Genomic DNA, 26,205 nt, shown 5'->3' on the forward strand with positions numbered 1-26,205 from the left:
CGAGCGCCTCGTGTTAAGACACCGTACGGCTGTCAAGCCGCCAATTCCCGCGTTGCCGGCGAACTGGAACTTATCTACTTGGCCGAATAGCCGTCTTCTCGGACAAGTGGCATTCCGTAGTTCTCTGAAAACAGGTTTCGGCAAGAAGAATTCTGGACAGTCCGTCTTAAACATTTTCTCTGCTCGTCATTTCGATTTTCCGAGATCAATCAGAACGACAATTGCGTGAGCGCGACAGCCACCCGCTGAAGCGTGACACATCGAACAGGCAGCAGCGTCCGAGAGGTGTTCCGAGCTGGTTCAGTTTTTATCTCAGGGGTTGAATTTTCTCTAGCGTATAGCTATCCCCGGGTTTTGCGGCGGAAAGAGTGTGGCTTCGACGATACGAGGGAAGTGGAGAACAGCGGCCCACTCGCCTTTTCGGCGTGCTTGCCAGACGACTTCGCCATGAAGCAGAGTTGCGATTTCAGAAGGAGAGAGGTCGCGATGGAAGTCGAAGTACTTTGTGTCTGCTGACTCGTTTTGGCGGCCGAGATTGATCTGCTTTGCCAAAGGCGCCCATTTGGTGGAGAAGATGAGGGCGACGTCGTAGCTTCCAGGGTCGGTTGCGGCTCTCTGGACCTGCTCAAGCGAGAAGTTCAGGATCGGCGTGGTTTTGATGGGGTGATTCGTGTAACCGAGTTCGGGGCGATTCAGTTCGGAGGTTGCAGGCCAGGCAGTGAGGACTGTCGCGTCGGGGTAGTGAAGGTCGATAAAACGAACTGCCTGCTGGTGCAGAACGACGAAGTCGCGGTAGGTGAGATTGTCCTCAGGGGCAAAGGCGTAGGGTGGGTTGATCCAGATGGCAGAGAGGAAGGCTGCGGCGGTGAGCATGGCGATGACGAGCCAGCGCTGAGGGATGCGGCGACGCCATGTGTTGACGCAGACGAGGAGGATGAGCGGATACATCGGCAGGAGATAACGTGTGAGAAGCGCGCCGCCGAGGATGGAGAACGCGATCCAATTCGCGAGAAGGATGACGCCGATCGCATAGAGCGCTTGCCGAGGAATGGGGAGGCGCTTATTCGAGTCAGCGACCGGGACGAAGGCTGCAGCCAGCATGCACACCACAGGAACAAACATGTTCATGTGCGCGAACAGATGTAGCAGGCGATGCCAGAGACAAAGGACGATGCGATAGGCGTCCAGATTTGCGGTGGCGTTGTAGCGAAGGAACTCAGGATTGCCGAAGACAAAGCCGGTGCGGTGATAGTGATACACATACCACGCGGCGAGTGGCACGACGGGGGCGAGTAGAGCGACGATCCAGCTTGAGCGGAGTTTGCGGGCTAGAGGTTCGCTTCGATTCTTTATGAAGAGAATTGCTTCCCACAGCGCGAGAGCTGCGGGCGTGACGATTGCTGTCTCTTTCGAGAGTGCAGCTAGAGAAAACATGAGTGATGCGAAGAGCGGATTTAGCGCGGGCTCGGAGGGTGGGACTGCAGCATCTGCGTCTTCGAAGTAAAAACTAAGTCCCCAGAGGGTAAATGCTGCGGCGAAGATGTCAGCGTGGGCTAGGGTGCTTTGCGCAAACCAGATTGGGTAGAGGGCAGTGAGTACGACCGTGACTGCGGCTACGGCGGAGTTGGCGAGATCTTTTGCAATTTTGTAGACACCCAGCAGAGCGGCCGCGGCAACCATGCAGACCAGCGTGCGGGTTCCGCTGACGACGTATCCCGAGAGATGCCACCAGCCTGCTAAAAGGATGGACGGCAGCGGAGGGTGAGCGTTTGTGATGGTGCTCTGCGGGATGAGGGTGCCGGTGCGGAAGAAGTCCCACGCGGCGGGAATGTAATAGCCTCCTTCGTCCCAGAAGTAGGGGAGACGAAGGAGGCGGAAGTGAGAGAGATAGACCGCAACGAAGAAGAGCGGATAGAGCATCCAGAGAGGAATATTCTCGAACGGCTGCTGGCGGTCTTCGTCGATGCTGCGATGGGGTTGCACGCTTTAGTTGATGGGGCCTTCGGTCTGGGGGAGCTGTTCGAGCGTGATGGAGCCGAACGTCTGCTCGTACTGTGCTAGATTGTGGCCGAGCACGTTCCAGAGAGCCTTTGCCTGCTGGGGGCTGAGGTAGATGCCCTGAAAGTTCTTCACGTTTAACTCGTCGGGGATGTCCTGGGTCATGGTGCCGAAGACGAGGAAGAAGTCCCATACGCTCATGCGGACTTGAACGCTGTTGGCGTAGCCGTCGCGGTAGTTTTCGGCGTGGGTGAGCTTGAGCTGGGGCTGCTTGTCTTGCGGCTGATTGGGGTTCTGCTGGCTCATCGAATCTCTTTCGGGGTTGGATTGCTGTCAATTACTGGAATCTGGTGCGGGAGAAGGGACTCGAACCCCCACGGATTTCTCCGCTTGGACCTAAACCAAGTGCGTCTGCCATTTCGCCACTCCCGCATTCTTCGTGGGCGCGACACCATGATGGTGTGCGAAGAACTAAAGTGCCACCACCAGCCTATGGCAAAGGGGTGTTGTTTGCAACGTTATCAGCCATGAGAAACGATCAGTGCTTGATCAGCCACATGATCCAGCTGGCTGCGATGGTGCCGCCGACGAAGAGGACGAAGCAGAAGGCTCCGAAGCGGATCATCATGCGTGGCTCGGAGCGCTGGGTAATGCCGAAGACGATCGAGGTGAAGAGGGAGAAGAGCAGGACTGCTCCGAAGTGAGAGATGGTCACGAGCGCTTCCTCCCGGTGGCCAGCGAGTGTGCGTCGACGGCAGAGATGATATTGAGCAGGCCGGCGACGACCATGAATTTGGTTCCGTAGTCGGCGGTGGCAACCTGTACCGTGACCTGGCCGAGATCGAGCATGCGGGCGAGGATGTAGAGCAAGCCGTTGCCGAGGTCGCCGGCAAAGTTAAGGATATCGAGCAGATCGCCGGTATTGGGCGAGTAGATCTTGCCTTTGAGCGCGAGGCCAATGGCGAACATCGCAACGATCGAGACCATTAGGAGGCTGCCGCGAATCCATTTGCGCTGCAGGAGGTGGCCAGCGCCGGGGATGAGCCAGCCTGCGATGAGCGCCATGGTCGGCATGGAGGAAGTTTGCGCGCGCGTTGATGCTGAAACGTTGGTGGCCATTGCTCTATTCATGATAACAGGGTGGTTGTGCGGCGCCAGCAGAGGTCCTGAGAAGGCCGACATAACGGGACCTAGATCCTCACGAGTTCGGTTTGGATGCGGCCTGTGACCTCGGCCTTGCCTTTGCGGGCGATCATGTCGATTTCGCTGCGGATGCCGAATTCGCCGGGGAAGTAGAGGCCGGGCTCGACGGAGAAGCAGGTGTTGGGCAGGAGGAGACGTTCGTCGTGGGTCTCGAGATTGTCGAGATGTGCGCCGTTGCCGTGGAGGACAGTTCCGATGTTGTGGCCGGTGCGGTGTGTGAACCAGTCTGCGAAGCCTGCGGCACGGATGACGTTGCGCGAGGCGTCGTCGGCCTTCCAGCCGGCGATGGGTTGGTTGGTGGCGAAGGCGTCCTGAACGACTTTGATGGAGGCATCGCGCGCATCGCGGACGGTGTTGAAGATGAGTTGCTCGCGTTCGGTGGGTTCGCGGCCTACAACGCCGGTCCAGGTGATGTCGTACCAGACGGCGGATGGGTTGTCTTTGAGCTTGGCCCATATGTCGATGAGGACGAAGTCGCCTTTGCGGATGGGGCGGGAGTTGGCGGCGGTGGGTTCGTAGTGCGAGTCGGCGGAGTTGGGACCGGCACTGACGTTGGGGCCATGCTCCCAGTCCAGGCCGGTGCGCGCCATTGCCTCTTGCAGGTACTGCACCATGGCGTGCTCATCGGTGCCATTGGATCGTGCGCGTGTGCCGATCTCGCTCCATGCGGCAGAGAGGATCTCGTCGATGTGTTTCTGTGCGACGTAGTGGGTAGCGAGTTGTGCGTCGGTGAGAACAGCTTCGAAGTGGCTTACCAGGTCGGCTGAGGTGACAATCTCTTTGCCTAGACTTCGGAGCAGTTCGATGGTGCCTGCGTCCACCATGGAGACGTACATGATGGCGTTGCGCGGAGAGTACTGCATTGCGATTCTCTTCTGGCCGGTGAGGAGCGTTTCGAGTTGCGATTCCAGCTCCTGCCAGGAGGAGTAGACGGACTTGGTGCCGGGGAGCGTGTCGAGGCGACCTGCTTCGATGCGATGGACCAGTTTTTTTGGCTCGCCCTGAGCGGGGACGAGGTAGAACCAGCGGCGGGTGACGTGGGCGTTGGGGTCGAGGCCGAGGATGCTGTAGGCGAGGGGGTCGCGGTGGTGGTGATCGTAGAAGAGCCAGCCGTCGATTTTATTTTCTCGGAGGGCTTGCTGGATTGCGTGGAGGTCGAATTTGGTGCCGCTCGTGGTCTCGGTGATGGTGTCCGGCATGGTACCTCCCCCTCCTGGGTGAAAAGTGCGCAAAGTCTTCAAACCAGAAGACATGAGTCTGGACTTACTGGTCAAGTCTTCGTGGCTTAAATGCGAAGGCCCGGCTGGTGGCCGGGCTTCTTCTGATGAATTTAGGTTATCAGGCGTGTCAAGGATTTGATTGTGGAAAGCGGAGTGACTACTGAGAGCAAAGACAACGGCAAAGGCAATGAATCAGTCGCTGCGGCTGCGCCTTCGCTCCGGCCTTCGGCAGAGAGGAAGCCGCTGCGCGGATGCTTGTGAGCCCCAAGGCTAAAGCCTTGGGTTACCTAGAAGCAAAAAGAGCCGTAAAGGTGAGAGGTTTGGGCTACCTTGAAGCGGAGAAGGGGACAAGGCGAATGCCTTGGCTACTAGAAGTCAAGAACGGGGAGAAGCTGAGGGCTGTGGAGTCTTAGTCTTTCAGCGAGCCGATTTTTGAGGCGTAGATATATCCCGCGTGATTAAGACCTGTGCTACGGGATTGAAAATCTGCGAGGGTGATTTTAAATAAAGAGGCCGGGATTGCTCCCGGCCTGTTTCTTGGTTGATTGAATTGGTTATGCGTTGACTGAGTTTTCCGCGTGGGCTGCGGCCGCGGTGGCTGCTTCGCGTTCCTTCTCGGCCTTCTCTGCTTTGCGGGCTGCGGCAGAGTTCTGGCCAAGCTCGGCGGCGAGGGTCTCGGTGGTGAACGACTCGATGACGTCGCCGACACGGATGTCCTTGTGGCCGGCGAGATCGATACCGCACTCGACGCCCTGACGGACCTCGGAGACATCGTCCTTGAAGCGCTTGAGGGAGGCAATCTTGCCCTTCCAGACTTCGGCGCCTTCGCGGAGGAGACGTACCTGCTGATCGCGTTTGATGAGACCGTCGGTGACGCGGCAGCCAGCGATCTGGCCGACCTTCGTGATCTTGAAGACGTTGAGCACTTCGGCGCGGCCGGCGTAGTTCTCCTTGAAGACAGGTTCGAGGAGGCCGTACATCGCCTTGGTGATCTCGTCCTGCAGCTCATAGATGATCGAGTGCAGACGAATCTCAACGTTTTCGCGCTCGGCAACTTCGCCGGCTTTGCGATCAGGCCGGACGTTGAAGCCGATGACGACGGCGTTCGATGCGGAGGCTAGGAGCACATCCGACTCGGTGATGGCGCCCACGCCGGAGTGAAGGACGCGAACGCGAACCTTCTCGGTGGACATGCGCTGGAGCGAGTCTGCGAGGACCTCGACCGAACCTTGCACGTCGCCCTTGAGGATCAGGTTGAGATCCTTCATGCCGGCCTGCTTGATCTGCTCGGCGAGGCCTTCGAGCGAGACGCGGGAGCTCTTGGCGAGTTGTGCCTCGCGCTCCTTCATCTTGCGATATTGGGCGATGCCCTTGGCCTTGTCGCGATCAGCCATGACGAGGAAGGTGTCGCCTGCGTCGGGCATGCCTTCGAGGCCGAGGATTTCGACCGGGGTGGAGGGACCGGCTTCGGTGATGGGACGACCGCGGTCATCGAACATGGCGCGGATCTTGCCGAAGGTGTTGCCGACGATGTAGCTGTCTCCGGTGCGGAGGGTTCCGTTCTGCACGAGGATGCTGGCGACGGCGCCGCGACCACGATCGAGTTTGGCTTCGATGACGGTTCCGACGGCGGGACGGTCGGGCTGGGCTTTCTGTTCGTTGACGTCGGCGACGAGGCAGATCATCTCCTCGAGCTTGTCGAGGTTGATGTGCTTCTTCGCGGAGACTTCGACGAACTCGGTGTCGCCGCCCATGTTGGAGGGTTGAAGGCCGCGGGCGGTGAGCTGCTGGATGACCTTGGAGGGGTTGGCCTCGGGCTTGTCGATCTTGTTGACGGCGACGATGATCGGCACGTTCGCGGCGCGGGCGTGGTCGATGGCCTCGAGGGTTTGGGGCATGACGCCGTCGTCTGCTGCGACGACGATGACGACGATGTCGGTGACCTTGGCTCCGCGGGCACGCATGCGGGTGAAGGCTTCGTGACCAGGGGTGTCGAGGAAGACGATCTCGCGACCGAAGGCGGGAGAGTCGGGCTTGGTGATTTTGACCTTGTAGGCACCGATGTGTTGAGTGATGCCTCCGGCTTCGCCGCCTGCGACGTCGGTGGATCGGATGGCGTCGAGGAGCGAGGTTTTACCGTGATCTACGTGGCCCATAACAGTGACAACGGGCGAGCGAACGACCTCGACCATGCCGGTGGTGTCTTCGAGGAAGCCTTCGATGGCCTCGTTTTCGAGCTGCTCTTCGACGGAGATGATGGTGGCATCGGCGCCGAACTGGCGGGCGACGTCTTTGACCAGCTCGCCTTCGAGGGACTGGTTGACGGTGACGAAGACACCCTTCATGAGGAGGGTTGCGATGAGATCCTTGCCGCGAACGTCGAGCTTCTCGGCGAGATCCTTGACGCTGATGCCTTCAGTGACCGTGATGGTGCGGGTGATCGGCACCGGTTCGCGGGAGACCTGAGCGCCGCCGAAACGTGGTGGCGGCTGGAAGCCCTTCATGGGGCCTTCTTTGGTCTTTTCGTAGCGCTGTCCGCCACGGCGTGACGCGGGGCGTGCTGCGGGGCGCATCCCCGGCTTTTCGCCAGGACCCGGCATTACACCTGGAGCACCGCCGGGGGCACCGCCGGGGCGGGCACCGAATCCGGGACGAGCAGGGAAGCCCGGACGTGCGCCGGGAGTGAAGCCGGGACGGCCTGGTGCGCCGCCGGGACCGCCTGGGAAGGTGCGGGTGGGGTGCATCGGACGGCGTGCGCCGGGAGCCGATGAGGACATCGGACGGGAGCCGGGAGCGCCGGGCGACTGAGGACGGGGACGTTCGAAGATGGGACGACCGCGCTGTGGAGTGCCGGGAGCGACCGGAGGTGCGGTGTAGATCGGGCGTGGGCCGGTCTGCGGCATGATGACGCGACGAGCGGGGGGGCCGGGAGGCGTTGCCGGCGGTGCGGGTACGGCTTCCGTTTCAGGCTCGATCGCTGCTGCGGGGGCTGGGGTTTCTACGGCGGGTGCAGCGGGTGCGGCTTCCACTGCCGGAATTGCCGGGACCGGGGGCTTTGGTGCCGCCGGCGCGGATTCAGTCGGCGTGGTTGGCGGAGGCGCTGGCCTGGTTACTGGCGGAGAGACCACGGCTGTGGACGCGGCGCCGACCGGGTGTTCAGCGGTGGGTGCGACGGCGGTAGGAGCAGCAGTCGCTGGCGGTCGCGCGATGACGGGGCCGACGGGTAGTCTGCTCGCGATAGCTGGGGCAGGAGCGACAATGTTTGCGCCCTGCCTAGGCAGAGGAACCACGATGCGGCGAGGCGGCGGTGCTGCCTGAGACTGCGCAGCTGAGGAGACCGGCGGCGCAGAAGGAGGCGCTGGCGCTGCAACGACACGTGACGGCGCGGCCGCGACTGGGGCGGCGGTTGCCGGTGGAGCGGCAACGACGGCAGTGGGGCGCGGCGGTGGCGCGGCCTTCGCGGTGGCCTCGGCTTGTTTCCGCTCGAGGATGGCCTTGAGTGCGTCGCCGGGCTTAGAGACCTTGGAGAGGTCGAACTTGGGCTTGTTGTCGGCCTGCTGCTGCTGCCGGCTGGTACCGCTTCTTCCGCCGTTTTTGAAGTATTCCCGGACCTTTTCGGCCTGATCGGCTTCAATGGAGCTGGAATGGGTCTTTCCAGACACGCCGATTGCTTCGAGGGCGTCCAGAATAGGCCTGCTCTTTACTTCCAGTTCACGTGCCAGATCGTTAATTCGAACTTTGCTCATCCGTCCCTTTTCGCTTGCCCTGCGCGGTTAGCTCTTCATAGCAGCCTCATCGTTGCAGGAGTCTTTATTGTAAGTGCTCTCACTGGATTTCGAGACGTCACGATCCAGGGAATGCTGTGGCGCGTGGTTGTACTGGCTAACCACGATCGTTTCCATCGTCGATACCTTCATCGGAGTTCTCCTGGGCTTCGTCAACCAGGGTGTCTACGGTGTCGTTATCCAACTCGATTTGTTCTTCTCGTGCATCGTTGTCGCTGAAGGCATCGCTGGCCGATTCTGCTTCTTCGGTGTCGGCGATGTCTTCGGTGGAGAGGTTGTTGACTTCATGTGCGGTGCCTACACCGGCTTCCGCAGCGAGAATCTCTTCGGGTGTCTTTTCCATGGAGCCTTCTTCCAATAGCTCTGAGACTTCGGTTTCGGACGCTGCAGAGATGGCTGGGGCTGGACGCTCTTCGCCTTCTTCGTACTGGCCAAAGTAGTGGCGAACCGCGACGGAGATCTTTTCGACGGTCTTTTCGCCGATGCCGGGGACCTCTTCGAGCTGCTCTGGGGTCATGTCGGCGAGTGCTTCGACGGTGGTGATGCCGGCCGCGATGAGCTTCTCGAGGATGGCTTCGCCGAGTTCGGAGACCTGCTCGATCGGGGTCGTCGGACCACCGCTCATGGCCTGCATCTGGCTCTCGACCTCTTGACGCTTCTCCTCTTCGCTCTTGATGTCGATCTTCCACTGGAGGAGCTTGGCGGCGAGACGGACGTTCTGGCCCTTTTTGCCGATGGCTAGAGAGAGCTGGGTGTCGTCGACGATGACTTCGATCTGCTTGTCGGCGAGGTCGGTGATGGAGACGCGGCTGACCTTGGCGGGCTGAAGGGCTTTTTCGGCGAAGGTGGTGATCTCCTCCGAGTACTCGATGATGTCGATCTTTTCGCCGCGCAGCTCGCGGATGATGGACTGGACGCGCATGCCCTTCATGCCGACGCAGGCGCCGACCGGGTCGACATCTTTGTCGCGGCTCATGACGGCGATCTTGGTGCGTTCGCCGGCTTCGCGGGCGATGGCCTTGATGCTGACGGTGCCGTCGTAGATCTCGGGGACTTCTGACTGGAAGAGATTCTGAACCAGACCCGGGGCGGCACGAGAGACGATGACCTGCGGGCCTTTGGCGGCGCGATCGACGCGAAGCAGGACCACGCGGACGCGCTCGCCGACGGCGAACTGCTCGAGGCGGGACTGCTCGCGCTTGGGCATGCGGGCTTCGGCTTTGCCGAGATCGAAGATGACGTCCATGGGTTCGAGGCGCTTGACGGTGGCGTTGAGAACTTCTCCCGCGCGGTGGTTGTACTCGTTGAAAACGGTGTCGCGCTCAGCTTCGCGGACCTTCTGGAAGATAACCTGCTTGGCCATCTGGGCCGCGATGCGACCGAGGGGCGTGGTGTCTTTATAGAAGCGCAGTTCACCGCCGACTTCGACTTCGGGCGCGAGTTCGCGAGCCTGTTCGAGGGTCATCTGGTTGACGTCGTCTTCGACCTGATCGGGGGTCTCGACAACGGTCTTGAACACGTAGGCGCGGATCTCGCCGGTTTCGCGGTCCATCTCGGCGCGCATGTTCTCCTGGGTCTTGTAGTACTTGCGTGTCGCGAGCGCGATGGCGTCTTCGACGGCGCCTACCACTACGGCCGGTTCGATTCCCTTATCGCGGCTTAACGTCTCAATCGATTGATACAGAACACTTGCCATCGCTCACTCTTCCTTGCTCTTCCCCGGGGTCCCGGGGTTTGTTTCTTGTTTGTTGGTGTGACCATTCAGAACTACTGTCTACAGAACAGCTTCTAAATCTCCGCGACCAGATTTGCCTTTTCGACGTTTGCTAAAGCGATGTCGACGGTTGACTCGGTCACAGCTTTCTTCGCTTTACCCTTCTGTTTGACGGCAGAAAGGTCGATCGTAAGTACTCCGTCTGAAAATTTGGTCAGACGGCCTTGCCACTGCCTGTTCTTATTCACCGGCGTAAAGGTCTGGAGTTTGACCAGGCTGCCTTGAAACCGGGTAAAGTCTTCGGGGCGGAACAGCTTTCGTTCTAGTCCCGGTGAGGAGACCTCCAAGGTGTACTCGGCCCCGGGGATCAGGTCTTCTACGTCCAGTACGGTGCCAAAATCCTGTGCAAATACAGCGCAATCCTCATGGGTGACCCCGGAGAGTTGTTCGACCGGAACACCTTTCGGGAGATTCGATTCAGCTTCACTGGCGGCGAGTTCGGCGAGTTTGGCCCGTTCTACCGCATTTTTTTCTACAAAGACGCGCAAGGTGCGGAATTTGACGCCGCCCTGAAACTCCACATCAACGAGTTCCAGGTTGTGTGAGGCTGCGACGCGCTCCGCTGTTGCTCGAATTTGGTCTAGCTGGACTGCCATAAGCGTTATTTCCGGTGCAATGGTCCCGTGTGCACAAACGTCTTTAGAGCAAATAAAAAGTGGGCTTTAGCCCACTCATCTCTTCCGTCAAATCACCGGTGCGGTCACGGCTCTCATTCTTACGACGGAACAAAATCGTCTGCACCTCCGATGATACATCTACTTTTGCGGTAATTCAATGGCCTTGTTGGGTCGGGCAGAGGCGGCAGGCGGAGTGGCCGCGAAACTTTAGTGAAATTAGGCCATCTAAATTTGCTATGGGTCGAATGCGACTCTACAATCAATGAAATTCCGCGAAATTCAGGCTTGCTGCCGCATAGCCTTTCGCCTTTAACCATCAACAATTGGAACCTATACAAATTATGATTAGCTCCCCCGTACCCGAAGCCCTTACGTTTGATGATGTTCTCCTTGTGCCTGCTTATAGCGACGTTGTTCCGACCCAGGTGAGCACGCAGACTCAGTTGACACGCAATATCACGCTGAGTACTCCGCTGATGTCGGCGGCGATGGATACCGTGACCGAGGGCCGGCTGGCGATTGCGATGGCGCAGCAGGGTGGTTTGGGTGTGGTGCACCGGAATCTGACGATTGAGCAGCAGGCGGGCGAGATCGACAAGGTGAAGCGGTCGGAGAGCGGGATGATTGTGGACCCGGTGACCGTGGTGCCAGATCAGACGATTGCGGACGCCCTTGAGGTGATGCGACGGTACAAGATCTCTGGCGTGCCGGTGACGAAGAACAAGAAGCTGGTGGGAATTTTGACGAATCGCGATCTGCGGTTTGTTTCGCGGACCGACCTGACGATTGATTCGGTGATGACGAAGGCGAACCTGATTACGGTGCCTGTAGGCACGACGCTGGAACAGGCGGAGCAGATTCTGCATCAGCATCGCGTCGAGAAGCTGCTGGTGGTCAATGACGAGTACGAGCTGAAGGGTTTGATTACGGTTAAAGACATTCAGAAGAAGTTGAAGTATCCGAATGCGTCGAAGGACAGCCAGGGGCGACTGCGGGTTGCAGGTGCGATTGGAGCTACGGGGGATTTTCTGGAGCGGGCCGCGGCGTTGGTGGCGGCGAGGGTGGATGCGCTGGCGATTGACTCGGCGCATGGACACTCTTCGCGGGTGTTGGAAGCGGTCGCTGCGGTGAAGAAGGCGTTTCCGCAGATTGATCTGCTTGCGGGAAATATCGCCACGTATGACGGCGCGATTGCGCTGATGGATGCGGGAGCCGATGCGGTGAAGGTTGGGATTGGGCCGGGATCGATCTGCACGACGCGCATGGTGACGGGCGCTGGGATGCCGCAGATTACGGCTATTTCGGAGGCGTTTCGCGCGGGGCAGGAGCGGGGGATTCCGATTATTGCAGATGGCGGGATTAAATACTCGGGTGATGTGACGAAGGCGATTGCGGCGGGCGCGAGTGTGGTGATGATGGGATCGTTGTTTGCTGGGGTGGACGAGAGTCCTGGGGAGACGATTCTTTATCAGGGGCGTTCGTTCAAGGCGTATCGCGGGATGGGTTCGCTGTCGGCGATGGCGCAGGGGTCTGGCGAGCGGTACTTTCAGGGCAAGGGCGATATGGAGGATGCTGCGAGCACGGAGCGTCCGTCGCTGACGGCTCGTGAGAACGGCGGCTCGAATCGGCTGGCGAAGTTTGTGCCGGAAGGTATTGAGGGGCGCGTGCCGCATCGTGGACCGCTTGAGGGGATGGTGTATCAGCTTGTTGGCGGTTTGCGCTCGGGGATGGGTTATCTGGGGTGCGGGTCGATCGCGGAGTTGCAGGCGAATGCGCGGTTCATCCGGATTTCAAATGCCGGGTTGCGAGAGAGCCATGTTCATGATGTGATCATCACGCGTGAGGCGCCGAACTATCACGTGGAATAGGGTTCGACTGCGAGGCGTCCGTGCTTTGAGGTGAGCTTATGTGCAGGAATATCAAAAACCTGTTCAACTTCGATCCGCCGGTGACGGAAGACGAGATCCGCGATGCGTCGCTCCAGTTTGTGAGAAAGATCAGCGGTTTTACCAAACCGTCGAAGGCGAATGAAGTTGCTTTTCAGTCCGCGGTGGATGAGATATCGCTGATTTCGGGCCGGCTTCTGGCTTCGCTCGAGACGAATGCGCCTCCGAAGGATCGAGAGGAAGAGGCGGCTAAGAAGAAGGCTCGCTCTGCGGAGAGATTTGCGGTTTGATTCTGTCTGCTTGTTGGTGATTACGCCTTCGGCGATGAGGCTTACGTTGTCGGGTGGTTTCGGTCGAGGACCATGGCGTCGAAGCGATGACGGATGAAGAAGCCACGGGTCTTGTATAGCTTGACAGCCTGCTGATTGGCCTCGGTGACTGTCAATGTGATGGCGGCAAAGCCGGCGCGGGCGAGATGGTTGGAGCAGAAGTCGAGCACGGCTCGGCCAAGCCCGTGTCCGCGCCAGCCTGGTGCGATGCACAGTTGGGTGATGTGGGCGACATCACTGGCTACGCGTGAACATAACAACATTCCGACGAGGGCACCGTTGCTGCGATCGCGGAGGACCCAAGAGGCATCGGGTTCAAAGACGCCGCAGCCGGGGAATCGGACGATGTTATGCAGGAAGCGAAGTGAGCCGTGCAGGGAGCAGTATTGATCGTTGATGCGGGCGTCGATGTGGCCCAGATAACACTCATGGATGAGTTCGGCTGCGGCCTGATAGTGGTCTGTAGACCAGCGCAGCAGATCGATGTTGGGTGGGAGATTAAGTTCGTTTCGCGCCTGAGGCGAATGTGAAGTCTTGTCGAGGTTGTATTCCATGAAGAGGCGGGGATACATGGAAAAACCTGCGGCGAGAAAGGCTTCGTTGATTGAGCCTGCGTCGTAGAGGAGTAGCTGCGACTCGATGCGATGGATTCCGGGAGAGTGTTGCAGGAGCTGCAGGAGCTGGTGGAGCAGGGTCTGTGTGGTTTGGAGCATCTGCGCGGTGTCGTTTCCGACGGCGAAGGCATCACCGACTACAGCTTTTTGGCCTTCGTAGACGCAGAAGGTAAAACCACAGATGCGCCCGCGGTCGAGCGCAACAAAGCCGGGCAGGATGCGGGAGTCGAGATATTGCAGGAGGAGTTCGGTGGAGCTTTGATAGTTCCAGCGGAGGCGCTGCTCCCAGACGCGCGACTCGGTTTCGAGCAGAGGACGAAGCTGGCGCGCCGAGAAGTGGCGAAGGTCCAGTATCTCGAGTTGAGTCGCGACGGCCATACCTTTCGTCGAGCTTATAGGAATTTTCGTGGGATGGGTGAGTGTTAGGTCGGGCACCCGGTCAGGGTTGAATTGTGGTTGCCTGGGGGTTGGCGTAGACGCGGTAGACTTCGATGCCCTGCGATTCGTATAGGAATAAGGGCTTATAGACGCGTCCGGTGAGCCAACGATCGAGGTCTCCGGCGTCGCTGGCGCGGATGACAAGGATGTGTTCCGCGTTTGGAACGCCGTCGGTGCTGTAGTGGATCATGGGCTGGTTGCGATAGAAGGCGAGGCCGTAGTCCATGTCGCGCTTTATGTCGGTGGCGACGAGCTTCACGTCGGGCGCCTGCTGTTGGATCTCGCGGGCGAGCGGCCGGGCAGAGTAGTTCATGTCGAGCTCTTTGCCGTAGAAGCCGAGGAGAAAGACGAGGGTCGCGAGGATCGGAAGCAACGTTACGGTGCATACCTGCGGGATCCCCCAGCGACGGATCGTCAGGAAGACGATGGCTCCGAAGGCAATGGCGGCGGCCCCCGCGATCAGCAGCCATTGCGCGGAGGGTACGAGAGTCTCGTACTTCATGTGCTGGGGAGCGAGGGCAAGGACGAAGACCAGAAGGCCGCAGGTGGCGGCGTGAGCCCAGATGAGCCATTGTGGCAGACCGGTGCGGCGACTTCGGTTGAGGTAGTCGGCCGTGAGAATGGTGATTGGAGGAATAGAAGGGAGAATGTAGCCGGGAAGCTTGGAGCCAGAGAAAGAGAAGAAGACGATAGGGAAGATCGCCCAGAGGACGAGAAATTCGGGAAAGGCGTCTCCGGCGCGAGTGTGTCCGAGGTAACGCTGCGGGTTGTGACGGACCTTCCATTCGGCGATGGAGACTTCGACGGAGTCGACCAGGGCTCGGATGGCCATGACGGTCCAGGGCATCAGGCCGATGAGGGCGATCGCGACGTAGTACCAGAACGGTTGGTGGTGCTGGTAGCGGTTGGTGGCGAAGCGCTCTAGGTTATGTTCGAGAAAAAAGAGGCGGTAGAAGGTTGGGTTACGCTTTTGGACGGCGATGTACCAGGGCAAAACCATGACCAGGTAGAGCACAACGCCGGGGATCCAGATGGTACGGCGGAGGAGGGACCACTCGCGGCGAAGTCCGGCAAATAGAAGAATGATTGAGAGTGCGAGGAAGGGAGCGACAGGGCCTTTGGCGAGCGTGGCGGCTGCGCCGAAGAAGTAAAGGTCGAAGAGCCAGAACTTTTTGCCGGTTTCGTACCAGGCGTACCAGCCGAGCATACCGATGCAGAAGGGCGCTGCGAGCTGCATGTCGGTGGAGGCGCCGCGGGCGAAGCTGACGATTGCGACGCAGGAGGCGGTGATCAGGGCTGCGTCGAGGTGACCGCCGGGCCGGAAGCGCCGCATGTGGAGGAAGATGAGTACGACAAGAGCAAGGGCTCCAGAGGAAGAGGGAAGACGTGCTGTCCAGTCGGAGACGCCGAACTCTTTGAAGAAGCTCATAGCGCGCCAGTAGTAGAGGGCGGGCTTTTCGAGCCACGGCTTGCCGTAGAGGATGGGGGTGACTGTGCCGCCGGCTATGCAGTGGAACGAGTTGCGAATGTCTTCCAGGCGAAGGCTGCGGGGGACCATCTTAGCGTCGACGTCGTGGCAGGCCTGGGAGTGCGCCGTGAGCATCTCGCGGGCTACCTGGGCGTATCGTGGCTCGTCCGCGCCGACCAGGCCGAGTTGATCGCCTCCGAAGACGGGGACCAGACCGAAGAGCAGAAGAAAAATGGTGACGACGAAGAGGATGACAAACTCGCGAACCGTTGTGGCGGAGGGTAGCTGAAGATACTGCCGGAACCACATCGCAGTGGCGCTGCCATTCCTTGCGCCGGAGTCGGCGGGCTGTTGGATATCGTCCATTTTTCTAAGAGGAGCGAGACAAGGCTATCAGAGTCCTGTCCGAAGCTGGGTTAGGATCTGCTCGAGAGCGACCGGGAGGGGGCCATCGAGGGTGCATCCGCTGGCGTTGCGATGGCCTCCGCCACCGAAGAGTTCGGCGATCTGGGCCACGTCGGTCTTGCCTTTGCTGCGGATGCTGAGTCGAAACTGGTCGGCGTTGGGAACCTCACGGAGAAAGACCGCTGATTCGACCCCGGCGATGCTGATGAGATAGTTGACGACCCCTTCGCAGTCCTCTGCGATGGCGCCGATGCGGTCCATATCTTCACTGGTGACCCAGGTCCAGGCAAGGTCGTCGTCGCACTGGAGATTGGAGAGGGCGATGCCGAGCAGGCGGATCTTGCTGGCGGGGTTCGAGAGGTAGATGTCGCGAGCGATCTGGCTGGGATTGGCTCCGCAGGCGGCGAGATGATGGACCAGAGCGAAGGTTTCGGCGTTCGTGCTGGAGTAGGTGAAGGTTCCGGTGTCAGAGAGGATGCCAGCGTATAGGCATGTTGCCATGGAGGGCGTGATCTCGACGTTTGCAGAGACGGCGATGTGGTAAACCATGGCGGCAACGGCGCAGGCGTGCTCATCGATCCAATTCACTGAGGCGAAGGGTCGGCCGCTCGCGTGGTGGTCGATGTTAATGAGAGTTCGGCCTTCGAGACCGAGAAGGCCTGTGCGGACGATGCCGTCGCACTCGAGGAGGATGGCGGGGGTGGTGCCGGAGGGGTCTACATCGTTCGCGGAGGGGGTGTGATGGATTCGGCCGATGTTGGGGAGGGTGGTGTAGGAGGAGGGGATGGGGTCGGCGAAGACGATGTCGGCCTGACAGCCGAGTTGGTCGAGCACCTCGGCGAGGGCAAGGACGGAGCCGATGGCGTCACCGTCGGGGCGAGTGTGCGAGGCGAGGAGGAAGCGGGGATGGGACCGGAAGATCGTGAGCAGATCGTCAATCCGGGCTACGTGGGGCTTAGGCTCGAGGAGCTGTGCTTGAGGGGTCATGATTTGGGAGGCGCCCCTGGGACCGGTTCGGAGAGGGTCCGCTTCTGCTCACGCTTGCGGGTGCGGGCGAGAAGCTCGTCCATGCGTCCGGTCATCTTCTCGGACCGGTCGATGGCGAAGCTCAGCTCTGGGACGTGGCGTACGCCCATGCGGTCGCGGAGTTGGGAGCGGATGTAGGCCCGGGCGGTGGTGAGGCCTTCGAGGGTGGAGGCTTCTTCCTCCTCGTTACCGTGGACGGCTACGAAGATGCGGGCGGATTTGCCGCCGGGTGCGAGGACGACTTCGGTGACGTAGCTGGGGGCGATTCGTGGATCGGAGAGTTCTCCTTCGAGCATGGCTCCGATCTCTTCGGAGAAGGTGTTGGCGACACGGTTGCGATGGTAGGTTCTGGCGCGCTGCTCGGGCATATGATTTTGACTGGGGCGAACGGTTGAGGATATCAAAGATGGGCCGTTCCACCTAGTGCTTGGGGATGATTTCGGCAGGATTTCTTGTGGATTGCGCTGTCATTCGGGGAGGATTTCGGCGTAAGAGTCAGTGATTTCGGCACTTAGGGCGGCGGCTATGCGGTGGACGGCGTTGTCGATCTGGTGGAGTTGGCCGGTGAGATAGCTGGTAGAGGAGGAGATGGCGGCGATTCCCAGTGTGGCGCGGTTCCAGACCATGCCGTCGTCCAGCTCCGCAATGGATAAGTTGAAGCTGTGGCGGAGTTTATCCTTCATGGAGCGTAAGACCTGGCGTCGGTCTTTTAGGGACTGGGCGTGGGGAATTTCGAGTTCGATGGTGAGTTTGGCTACGGGCATGGTCTTGGTACCCCCCCTCTTCCTTAGGGTATTTTGCAGGGAAGTCTTTTGTTTTGTTATCTCTACGGAGGGTTGTGGCTGTAAAATATTCCATCGAAAGGGGTTGCCTGCAAAATATTGGAAGTAAACGGCTTACGACGGATGTTCAGAGTGTGCGCTGCTCGATACCTGATGGTTTTGTGGCGATCTTTTTGTCAAGTACCCCCTCTTTATCTTCAGCGGACGAGCATCAGGTAGATGGCCATGGCTACTCCGGCAGCGGCCAACAGGAGGCCTAGGACGACGGCGTCGCGGGAGACGCGTCCGGGTCGCCAGGTGCCGGAGCTTAGCTCCTGGATCAACTGGACGTGGCGGTAGACGGCGCTGAGGTTGACGATGACTCCGAGTGCAACCAGAAGGACGCCGGACCAGAGGGAGAGGCCAGTGGTGCGGGCGGGGAGGTGGGACTCGACGGCGGAAATCTGGCGCAGGAAGAGGCCGAAGCGGCTGACTGCGAAGCCGATTCCCATGAGGCCGAGGCCGGTGCGGATCCAGGCGAGGAAGGTTCGCTCGGCGGCGAAGTAGACGCGAGGGTCCTGTTCGGCTGGCTGGGGTGGAGTCGGCATGGTGGGATTGTAAGGCAGCCGTCGGAGGGTGGCGAGTTGTGGCTTTTTGGTGGTGGGTTGTGGTCGAGTTGTGGTGATTTGCTGGTGCTGCGTGAGGCGCTGTTTGGGATCGTTTGCCGACACGAGGTTGTGACAACTTGCGGACGTCGGTTGCTTATATTGAAGAACTATGTGGGGTTGGGATCGGCGACAAGTGGAGGCTTGCTTGAGGAGATGGGCGGTCGTTGGGTTGATCGCCTTTTGGGTGATCTGTTCGGCGTTGTTGCTGCCGGATGCGGCTCGGGCGGAGGGGCCGGGTGCTCATTTTGTGGGCTCGGAGAGTTGTAAGAGTTGCCACACTGCGACGTACAACAGTTGGAAGCAGACGCGAATGGCGAATGTGGTGCGGGATCCGAAGGTGCATCCGGAGGCTGTGCTGGCGGATTTCAGTCATGCTGATCCGCTGGTTACGTTTGGGATCGGGGATGTGGCGTTTGTGTATGGGAGCCGATGGAAGCAGAGGTTTTTCACCAAGCGTGGAGATGACTATTATCCGGAGCCGGCGCAGTGGGATGTGAAGAAGGGCCGGTGGCTGCCGTATCACGCGGAGACGGGGACAGACTGGTGGCTGCCGTTTTATGGGCCGAGTAACTTTGACCGTCCGACGGGACCGACGTGCGATGGCTGTCACTCGGTGAACTACAACGTGGACACCAAGCAGGTGACGGAGTGGAATGTTGGGTGCGAGAAGTGCCATGGGCCGGGGAGTTTACATGTGGCGCATCCGACGACGCAGAACATTGTGAATCCAGGGATGCTTGATTACGTGCGGGGGAATGACACCTGTATTCAATGCCACAGTCAGGGGCGGCCGGTTGCGAATCCGATTGGAGGGAAGTACTTTGATTGGCCGGTTGGATTTGTGCCGGGAGAGAGGTTGGCGGATTTTTGGAGGCTGGAGGAGTTGAAGCCGGGGGTAACGAACTTCTTCCAGTATGCGGACCTGACGGCGCACAAGAACAGGATGCAGGGAAATGATTTTGTGCAGAGCAATATGTATCACCGGCAGATCCGATGCTTTGACTGTCATCAGGTTCACAGTAACGAGAATGTTTCGAACCTGATTGCGAGAGGGAATGCTGTTTGTCTTACGTGCCATACGAAGGACAATCCTGCGGGATTGAAGGGGACGGTGAGCGAGCATACGCATCATGCGGCGGGGAGCAAAGGGAGTGAGTGTGTGGCGTGCCATATGCCGAAGATTGAACAGACGATTAAGGACAACGCTGTGAGCGCGCATACGTTCCGGTTCATCACTCCGATTGAGACGGAGCAGTCGGGGATTCCGAATCCTTGTACTTCTTGTCATGCGGATAAATCGACCGGTTGGGCTACGAAGGAGTTGAGTGGGTGGAAGAGTGCTTCTCCGTGGCGGGTGGCGAATTAGTTGCTGTGGGCTTGTCGATTGGTTGACAGTAGGAGATGCAACGGCAAGAACAACCGCAGATCCCCTGCGGGGACGACAACAAGAAATGCAACGGCAGTGGCAGGGTTGTGAAGTACGCGGAGTTGTGAATGTTGGAGGAGGGGAAATCCTCTACAATTTGGGTTTGGATTGCGATTGAGGAAGTATGGAGATATGGATGAGGCGAGCGGATTTGGTGCGGCGTGTGTCTTTGGCGATGAGTCTCGGAGCGTTTTTGGGGGTGAGTGTGAGTAGTGCACAGGGCGCGACGATGAGCGCGAAGGATGCCGGGTTTGGTCCGTCGAATCCGTTTTATGCGAAGAGTACGCTGCCGTTCGAGGCACCACCTTTCGACAAGATTAAGGACAGCGATTACGAGCCGGCGATTGAAGCCGGGATGGCCGAGGAGTTGAAGGAGATTCAAGCCATCGCGGATAATCCGGCTGCGCCTACGTTTGAGAATACGATTGTCGCGATGGAGAAGACGGGGCAGCTGTTTCAGCGGGCGCAGGCTGCGTTCGATGGCGTGACGGGGGCGAACACGAATCCTGAGCTGGAGAAGCTGCAGGAGGTGCTGGCTCCGAAGCTGGCAGCGCACCGGGATGCGATTTATTTGAATGAGAAGTTGTTTCGCCGTGTGGCAGCGGTGTACGAGGCGAGGGCCTCGCTGAAGCTGAGCCCGGAGGGGCTGCGGCTGGTGGAGGTGAGGTACAGGGATTTTGTGCATGCCGGAGCGAACCTTTCGGAGGCGGATAAAGAAAAGCTGAAGAAGCTGAATGAAGAAGAGTCGACGTTGTCGAACGGCTTCCGTAGCAAGGTGCTGGCGGGGACCAAGGACGCGGCGTACGCGACGACGGATAAGGCGGCGCTTGCGGGTCTGATGGCGGGAGCTTTGGGCGGGGCGGAGGCGGCGGCGAAGGAGCGGAAGAAGGATGGGTATGTGCTTCCGCTGCAGAACACGACGCAGCAGCCCGTTCTTTCTTCGTTGAGTGTGAGGGGTACGCGGCAGGCGATATTTGAGAACTCGTGGACGCGGACTGAGCGCGGCGATGCGAATGACACACGTTCGACGATTGCGAGGCTGGCGCAGTTGCGTGCGGAGAAGGGCAAACTGCTGGGGCATGACACCTACGCAGGCTGGAAGCTGGAAGACCAGATGGCGAAGACGCCGGATAACGCGCTGAAGTTTATGGATGCGCTGGTGGCTCCTGCGACGGCGAATGCGGCGGATGAGGCGAAGGATATTCAGGGTGTGATCGATGCTCAGAAGGGTGGGTTTTCGGTTGAGCCCTGGGATTGGGAGTTTTATTCCGAGCAGGTGAGGAAGGCGAAGTACGACATCGACGACGCTCAGGTGCGGCCTTACTTTGAGCTGAACAATGTGCTTGAGAATGGCGTGTTTTATGCAGCCGAGCAGTTGTATGGGTTGAGCTTCAAGGAGCGGAAGGATATTCCGGTGTGGAATCCGGATGTGCGGGTATTCGAGGTGTTCGACGGGGATGGGAAGCCGCTGGCGTTGTTCTATTGCGACTACTACAAGCGCGATAACAAGAACGGTGGTGCGTGGATGAGCAGCTTCGTGGACCAGTCGAAGCTGATGGGCAGGCTACCGGTGATTTATAACGTTGCGAATCTGCCGAAGCCTGCGGCGGGTGAGCCTGCGCTGATCAGCTTCAGTGATGCGGTTACGATGTTCCACGAGTTTGGACATGCGCTGCATGGGATGCTGGCCGATACGGAGTATCCGAGTTTGTCGGGGACTTCGGTGCCGCGGGACTTTGTGGAGTTTCCGTCGCAGTTCAATGAGCATTGGGCGACTTATCCCGCGGTGTTCGCACACTATGCGAAGCACTATAAGACGGGCGCGGCGATGCCGGAGGAACTGGCGACGAAGATTAAGAAAGCTGCGGATTTCAACCAGGGTTATCTGTTGACGGAGCTTGTGGCTGCGGCTGAACTGGATATGCAGTGGCACACGCTGCCGGTGAGCGATGGGTTGCAGGATCCGGATGCGTTTGAAAAGGCTGCTCTGGCGAAGAAGGGATTTACGTTGAGCTATGTTCCGCCACGGTACCGGTCGAGCTACTTTTCGCATATCTGGGGCGGGGGATATGCGGCCGGATACTATGCGTATCTTTGGAGCGAGATGCTGGATGATGATGCGTACCAATGGTTCCAGGATCATGGCGGGATGACGCGTGCGAATGGGGACCGGTTCCGGAAGATGGTTCTGTCGCGTGGGAATACGGAGGATCTGGCGAAGATGTATGAGGCGTGGCTAGGCAGCGCGCCGAACGTTGAGCCGATGCTGAAGTATCGCGGGCTGGTGAAGGCTGCGAAGTAGGCTGCGTCCGCGACGAGCAGACGAAGTAGAGGATGAGCCGCTTGCGTAGATGATGCAAGCGGCTTTTTCTTATGGGTGGGCGGCGTGGCTTAAGTGGTTTGCGGAGCGTCGATGAGAAGTTGCGTGAAGACGACGAATTCTCTTCGCAATTTTGACAACTTCAGATATGCTCATTTTCATTCCAAGTTCACATAGCAAACTGAATTTCACCTGTTCCGAAGTTTAAGTTTCGCAGTTGCCTCGGCGTTGCTACCGCGGGTTCGCCGTGCTGCACCTGTGTCTTTGCAAATGCCTCCTTTCAGGCAAAGGAAGACGTGTTTTTAAGTACTACGCTGCAGCACTTTAGGAGCCAGATTATGAGTCGGTGTTTCCGTTCTTTCTTCTTCGTCGTTGTGTGCCAGATGGCGTGTCTGCTGCTGGTGTGTCCCATGTTTGGGCAGCAGACGCTCGGCGGGCTGACGGGCGCCGTGACCGATGCCCAGGGGGGAATTCTGCCGGGGACAGTGGTGACCGTGGTGGGGGATCAGACGGGGTTGACTCGGACTCAGACGGCGGGAAGCAATGGATTTTATGATTTTGCGAATCTGCCGATTGGGACTTATACGCTGACGTTTACGAAGGAAGGGTTTCAGTCGCAGAAGATGCAGGGGATTCCTGTGCAGAGCGATCGAACGGGGACGGTGAATGCTCAGTTGAACGTGGGCGCGGTGAACACGGTGGTGAGCGTGGACGCGGTGCCGCTGATGAACGCGGTGGACACGACGAATGGGTATGTTCTGGATAAGGCGCAGATCGAGTCGATACCGCAGCCTACGGGGAGTTTTACGGGGTTGGCGATTCTGTCGCCGGGTGTGAACGCGGAGCTGTCGGGTGGTACTGGTGCTCAGTCTGGCCTGGGGAATCTGCCGATCTGGGCGAATGGGCAGCGGGATACGAGTAATAGCTTCTCGATCAACGGTGTGGATGCGAGCAGTCTTTTCAATGGGAAGAGTACGAGCCAGGTTGGGTCGCAGCGAGTGATCAACAGTACGGGCGCCTCGACTACGCAGGGTGGGGCGGGGGTGATTCAGACGGTTGCTTCCGTCTATCTTTCGATTGGCAATGCGATTCCTACGCCGGCGCCGGAGACGATCCAGGAGGTTCGGGTGAACGCGTCGATGTATGACGCGCAGCAGGGCTCTACTTCGGGTGCGCACATCGATGTGAATACAGCTTCGGGTACTAATGCATATCATGGCACGGCGTATGCACGTCGTGGAACGAACTGGATCAACGCGGCGCCGTTCTTCTTCAAGAATAATCCGCTGCTCGCGAATGATCCGAAGGATGAGAATCCTGAGCTGCACCGGTATATTGCCGGGGGGACCTTTGGTGGTCCGATTATTAAGAACAAGTTGTTCGGCTTTGTGTCGTACCAGCATCTGCAGGTGTCGGATCAGGAGATCGGGGACAACTTCATCAATGTGCCGGTTGGACTGTCGGATACCAATCGCGATGCGGCTGGCTTTGCGAACATGATCAATGGTCCGTTTGGGACTAGTCTTACGGCTGCGAATATTGATCGGACTGCGCTGGCTTTGTTCAACTCGCCGTCGCTGCCGGGTGAGCCGGGCAAATGGCTTGTGCCGAATGACACGGGATCGTCGAGCATGTCTGCCGCTCACCCGTTCAATGCTTTCCTTCCGGGAACAGGCCGTTTCAAGGCTGATATGGCGGTGGCTAATCTTGACTACAACATCAATAGCAAAGACACGCTGTCGCTGAAGTATTTCTATCAACACGATCCTACGCTTGCTCCTTATGCGTACTCGAGTGTGCCGGGATTTACGGAACATCTTGACTCGGGTGCGCAGGTTTTTTCGATCATCAATACTTATCTGGTGAAGTCGAACCTGAGTACGACGGAGAGTTTGGGGTTCATTCGAGAGAAGACGTGGGTGGATAATGAGCAGCCATTTGGGCCGGATGCGATTCCGGGAGGTTCGCTGGGGACGGTTTCGATCAATGAGTTTGGATCGAGTTATTTTCCCGGTGTGTCGATTGTGAATGTGCTGGGCAGCGCTCAGGCGCAGTATGGATTGGTTAGTTCGGGCATTTTGAACATTGGACCTAACGCTGAAGGACAGGCTCCTAATACTGGAGCTTTCCAGAATCGGTGGCAGCCGTCTGGAAATGCGATCTGGACGCTGGGCAAGCATACAGTTACGTTTGGGACGAGTTATAGCTACACGCAACTCAATACGATCGACCATCGGACGAACGCGGGCACGGTGGCTACGGACGATCTGAGCGCTTACGCGCAGGGGTATGTGACGCCGGGTAGCTCTTCGACCCAGTTTTATGTCAGCTCGTTTTTGCAGGGCGATGCGAGCCGATACTACCGGGCGAATCAGGTGGGGAGCTACGTACAGGACAAGTTTCAGGTTACGCCGACGATTTCGCTTACGGCGGGATTGCGCTACGACTGGAATGGCGGCCTGACGGAGAAGAACGGGCGGATCTTCAACTTCGACCCTACGCTTTATAGCTACAACGAAGCGTCGGACACGATCGTCAATCCTGGGTTCATCATTGCCAGCAACAACAAGAACGGAACCACAGGTGTGAGCCCGACCACACTGACGGGTCGGCAGTGGGGGATTGGTCCGCGACTGGGCGCGGCGTGGCAGCCGGAGAAGTTCGGGGGCAAGGTGGTGGTGCGTTCGGGCTTCGGGATGTACTACGACCGCGGGGAACTGTTCAGCTACTTCTCTCCGGGCTACGCAATTGGAACCGTTACTGGCGGCCCTTTTGGGGTCAATCAACAGCTTCCGTTTGTGACGGCGCAGTCGTGCCCAGTTCAGAGCTTATATAGCTACTACATTCCTACGTGCGGTGGAGGAGGCGGTATCAATCCGCCGACGTCTGCGCCTACGGCTGCGACGGGCAATCTGGCGAACCCTTATACGAACGTTCAGAATGCGCCGCCGACGAATCCGCAGTCCTCGGACCTGACGAACTATCTGCCAAATATTGCGGGCATCAACGATGGTGGGCAGCCGATTTCGCTTGGTGTCTACGATCGCGCGAATAAACTTCCTTATACCTTCAACTACACGCTCGATATCCAATGGCAGCCACGCAATGACCTTGCGATCACGCTGGGCTATGTCGGCAATCTGGGGCGACATCAGGTGATTCCCGTTCCGTTCAACCAGCCTGGAATCGCTTCCCCTAGTGCCAATATCCATGGTGAGAAGTATTCGTATGGTTATAACGTTGGGGGAGCCACGCTGCCTGATGGGACTGGTTACGACTTCGATTATGAGGGCGGCAACATTGATCATCGCGTTCCCTATATCGGTTATGCGGCGGAATCGATCTCGTACCGGGCGGCGGGTGTGGATGCCTACAATGCCCTGACGGCGCACGTTGAGAAACGGATGAGTCATGGATTCCAGATCGCCGCTTCCTATACCTACTCGCACGCGCTCGATGAACAGAGTGGCCTGGGTCTTTTCTATAACGGCAACAACCCGCTGAACCTGCGCGATGGATATGCTTCTTCCGACTTTGACCGGACGCATGTGATCAACTTCAACTACGTTTATAGGCTTCCGGACTTTGTTCATAACCACACGGTCGAAGGCTATTTTGCGAATGGCTGGTCGTTGGTGGGGCTCACGATTCTGCAGAGCGGGCAGCCGTATAGCGTGATCGATTTCAGCGGAGCTGTGGGTAGTATTTACTACGGCGTCAGTAATGGCATTACGAATCCAATTGTTCCGCTGGCTCCGGGCTGCACGGCGAAGAACGCGAAGACAGGGCACTCCGGGGCGTTCAATCCGAACGGCGATCCGAATCTGAATGCGTTGAAGGCATCGTGCTTTACGATCCCAATATTGCAGGCTGGCGGACTGAGCGGCGCTGTTCCGACGTCTGACCCCTATGAGACGGACTTTACGACTGGTCAGCGGAATATCTTCCGTCAGGCTTTCCAGAAACGTGCGGATGCGTCGCTGATGAAGGTGACGAAGTTCACGGAGCGGTACAGTCTCACTTATACGTTTGATGTTTATAACCTCACGAATACAAGCAGCTTCGACGTGCCTGGCAATGAAGTGGCACAGAACGTTAATTACAACGGCTTTCCGCAGGCTGGAACGCCGGTTCTACCTACCGGCTGCAACACCAGCACGCCGAGTGATACGAGCTTTTACAACTGCCCAAGTGGGCTGGGGACTGTGACGCATACGATCGGGAGCCCACGGCAGATACAGATGTCGTTGCGGTTCCTGTTCTAACT

At 58.6% G+C, this 26,205-nt stretch carries 19 protein-coding genes and 1 tRNA gene; 5 read left to right on the top strand and 15 right to left on the bottom strand.

Going from position 1 to position 26,205, the window contains the following annotated elements:
• Nucleotides 1-330 precede the first annotated feature (330 nt).
• The 9 genes from RBB76_RS15335 to rimP all read right to left on the bottom strand — a co-directional run bounded on the left by RBB76_RS15335 (nt 331) and on the right by rimP (nt 10,576).
• The gene (locus RBB76_RS15335; RefSeq protein WP_429629969.1) at nt 331-1,983 is read right to left on the bottom strand and encodes an ArnT family glycosyltransferase; all 1,653 of its coding nucleotides are present in this window, start codon (nt 1,981-1,983) and stop codon (nt 331-333) included.
• Nucleotides 1,984-1,986: 3 nt separating this feature from the next.
• Entirely contained in the window at nt 1,987-2,304 is a 318-nt protein-coding gene (locus tag RBB76_RS15340) for a DUF3467 domain-containing protein (protein WP_429629967.1), read from the bottom strand.
• 42 nt (nt 2,305-2,346) lie between these two features.
• Nucleotides 2,347-2,430: transfer RNA gene (locus tag RBB76_RS15345), tRNA-Leu, on the bottom strand.
• A 106-nt stretch (nt 2,431-2,536) separates the two neighbouring features.
• Entirely contained in the window at nt 2,537-2,713 is a 177-nt protein-coding gene (locus tag RBB76_RS15350; protein WP_353066339.1) for a hypothetical protein, read from the bottom strand.
• The gene (locus tag RBB76_RS15355) at nt 2,710-3,072 is read right to left on the bottom strand and encodes a DUF6677 family protein (protein WP_433963437.1); all 363 of its coding nucleotides are present in this window, start codon (nt 3,070-3,072) and stop codon (nt 2,710-2,712) included. The genes RBB76_RS15350 and RBB76_RS15355 overlap by 4 nt, the downstream gene beginning before the upstream one ends.
• Nucleotides 3,073-3,188: 116 nt before the next feature.
• Complete coding sequence (locus tag RBB76_RS15360) at nt 3,189-4,400, bottom strand: M24 family metallopeptidase (protein ID WP_429629963.1); 1,212 nt, start codon at nt 4,398-4,400, stop codon at nt 3,189-3,191.
• 575 nt (nt 4,401-4,975) lie between these two features.
• Nucleotides 4,976-8,167, bottom strand: coding sequence for a translation initiation factor IF-2 (gene infB, locus RBB76_RS15365; RefSeq protein WP_429629961.1), 3,192 nt, complete (start codon nt 8,165-8,167; stop codon nt 4,976-4,978).
• A gap of 136 nt (nt 8,168-8,303) precedes the next feature.
• Nucleotides 8,304-9,902: a transcription termination factor NusA gene (nusA, locus tag RBB76_RS15370; protein WP_429629959.1), complete on the bottom strand. Its 1,599-nt coding sequence runs from the start codon at nt 9,900-9,902 to the stop codon at nt 8,304-8,306.
• A gap of 92 nt (nt 9,903-9,994) precedes the next feature.
• On the bottom strand, nt 9,995-10,576 hold the full coding sequence (gene rimP, locus RBB76_RS15375; protein ID WP_429629957.1) for a ribosome maturation factor RimP: 582 nt from the start codon (nt 10,574-10,576) through the stop codon (nt 9,995-9,997).
• 362 nt (nt 10,577-10,938) lie between these two features.
• On the opposite strand from rimP, the gene guaB reads away from it, so the two are divergent.
• Entirely contained in the window at nt 10,939-12,465 is a 1,527-nt protein-coding gene (gene guaB, locus RBB76_RS15380) for an IMP dehydrogenase (RefSeq protein WP_429629955.1), read from the top strand.
• A 38-nt stretch (nt 12,466-12,503) separates the two neighbouring features.
• Complete coding sequence (locus RBB76_RS15385) at nt 12,504-12,773, top strand: DUF2277 domain-containing protein (RefSeq protein WP_429629953.1); 270 nt, start codon at nt 12,504-12,506, stop codon at nt 12,771-12,773.
• 41 nt (nt 12,774-12,814) lie between these two features.
• On the opposite strand, the gene RBB76_RS15390 is transcribed toward RBB76_RS15385, so the two are convergent.
• The 6 genes from RBB76_RS15390 to RBB76_RS15415 form a co-directional block, all read right to left on the bottom strand.
• Complete coding sequence (locus tag RBB76_RS15390; RefSeq protein ID WP_429629952.1) at nt 12,815-13,804, bottom strand: GNAT family N-acetyltransferase; 990 nt, start codon at nt 13,802-13,804, stop codon at nt 12,815-12,817.
• A 61-nt stretch (nt 13,805-13,865) separates the two neighbouring features.
• Entirely contained in the window at nt 13,866-15,698 is a 1,833-nt protein-coding gene (locus RBB76_RS15395; RefSeq protein ID WP_429629950.1) for an ArnT family glycosyltransferase, read from the bottom strand.
• Nucleotides 15,699-15,725: 27 nt separating this feature from the next.
• Nucleotides 15,726-16,724, bottom strand: a complete 999-nt coding sequence (locus RBB76_RS15400; protein ID WP_429629948.1) for a DHH family phosphoesterase — start codon at nt 16,722-16,724, stop codon at nt 15,726-15,728.
• Nucleotides 16,721-17,131 (bottom strand): 30S ribosome-binding factor RbfA, encoded by a 411-nt coding sequence (gene rbfA / locus RBB76_RS15405; protein WP_429629946.1) that lies wholly within the window; start codon nt 17,129-17,131, stop codon nt 16,721-16,723. Before rbfA ends, RBB76_RS15400 begins: the two co-directional genes overlap by 4 nt.
• A 99-nt stretch (nt 17,132-17,230) precedes the next feature.
• Nucleotides 17,231-17,527 carry a DUF503 domain-containing protein gene (locus RBB76_RS15410; protein ID WP_429629944.1) on the bottom strand — a complete coding sequence of 99 codons (297 nt, stop codon included), beginning with the start codon at nt 17,525-17,527 and terminating at the stop codon, nt 17,231-17,233.
• 215 nt (nt 17,528-17,742) lie between these two features.
• The gene (locus tag RBB76_RS15415) at nt 17,743-18,255 is read right to left on the bottom strand and encodes a YidH family protein (RefSeq protein WP_429629943.1); all 513 of its coding nucleotides are present in this window, start codon (nt 18,253-18,255) and stop codon (nt 17,743-17,745) included.
• Between the two features lie 82 nt (nt 18,256-18,337).
• Between RBB76_RS15415 and RBB76_RS15420 the strand changes: the two genes are divergently transcribed.
• From RBB76_RS15420 to RBB76_RS15430, 3 genes are all read left to right on the top strand, one after another.
• Complete coding sequence (locus tag RBB76_RS15420; protein WP_429629941.1) at nt 18,338-19,558, top strand: cytochrome c3 family protein; 1,221 nt, start codon at nt 18,338-18,340, stop codon at nt 19,556-19,558.
• Nucleotides 19,559-19,754: 196 nt separating this feature from the next.
• A complete protein-coding gene (gene dcp / locus RBB76_RS15425) occupies nt 19,755-21,920 on the top strand; it encodes a peptidyl-dipeptidase Dcp (RefSeq protein WP_429629939.1) in 2,166 nt (721 codons plus the stop codon).
• Nucleotides 21,921-22,276: 356 nt separating this feature from the next.
• Nucleotides 22,277-26,203 (top strand): carboxypeptidase regulatory-like domain-containing protein, encoded by a 3,927-nt coding sequence (locus RBB76_RS15430; protein WP_429629937.1) that lies wholly within the window; start codon nt 22,277-22,279, stop codon nt 26,201-26,203.
• Nucleotides 26,204-26,205 lie beyond the last annotated feature (2 nt).

Origin of the sequence: Tunturiibacter psychrotolerans, from assembly GCF_051013365.1 — a bacterium.
In the GTDB taxonomy this organism is placed as follows: domain Bacteria; phylum Acidobacteriota; class Terriglobia; order Terriglobales; family Acidobacteriaceae; genus Edaphobacter; species Edaphobacter psychrotolerans_A.